General features: G+C 60.5%; 1 pseudogene. It reads left to right on the top strand.

The features are described 5' to 3' along the window. Positions 1-673 precede the first annotated feature (673 nt). A pseudogene (ssb1, locus tag HMPREF1024_RS00075) lies at positions 674-899 on the top strand (single-stranded DNA-binding protein SSB1); the annotation flags it as partial.

The raw sequence follows: 899 nt of genomic DNA, 5'->3' as shown, positions 1-899 counted from the left end.
ATCTTGCTGCTGCTCTTCCTCTGGCTTTGCCTCACTTCCTTTCACACAATCTGCTCCGGGGCCACCTTCGGCTCCTGACCCGCTGGCGCGGTTCAGTCGTCGAGCCACACTCCGCTAACCGCGAAAAGACGCGGTAAGCTCCGCCGAACCCGCTACGCGGTTTCGGGCCTGGCGGCTAGTGTCTGATGTCTGACGTCAGGGTCAACGGCAGCGCTTGCTGCGACCGTCCCGGTCGCGCCGCTTTCACCGTGCCGGCGAAGGACTGCCGGCACTCTGCGGGGCAACGCCGTTTCGCGCCCGCGCTCTTCGTCGTTGCGGCGGGTGCCTGCTCCTTTCCCCTGGTACCCGTATCACCCGTTTGAGTCCATTCGCCGGGGCTGAGACAAGCACAACCCGTCTTGCTGTCCAGGGGACGGCAGGGCCTTTCGCAATAAATTTTTCCCGGCCATTCCGCTGCCGCTTCATTAGGCCGAAAAAAATTTCCCGCTCACCCCCGGACATCTGCACCGGGCCGTGCTCGTTTACGCCCTTGCGGCGAACGGCTCTCAAACGGGTGAAGGTTATATCCAGGGGGCAGGTTCAGCAGGTCCCCGCAAAACGTCAAAACCGCGGCCCCGGCAACTCAACGGGTGATGGTTTTAAAAGGCAAAACAACGGATTAAGGAGATTCATCATGGCAGCACGTGGCGTTAACAAAGTCATTCTGGTTGGACATCTGGGACAGGATCCGGAAGTGCGTTACATGCCCAACGGGGGCGCAGTGGTCAATCTGACGCTGGCCACGTCTGAAACATGGCGTGACAAGCAGACGGGAGAGATGCGCGAAAACACCGAGTGGCACCGTGTTGTCATGTTCGGCAAGCTCGCGGAAGTGGCGGGGAATACCTGCGTAAAGGCGC

Origin of the sequence: Klebsiella sp. 4_1_44FAA (assembly GCF_000238715.1) — a bacterium.
Taxonomy (GTDB): Bacteria; Pseudomonadota; Gammaproteobacteria; order Enterobacterales; family Enterobacteriaceae; genus Klebsiella; species Klebsiella pneumoniae.
Note: the sequence above shows the minus strand (reverse complement) of the source record. Positions and strands in the feature narration are given on the sequence as shown.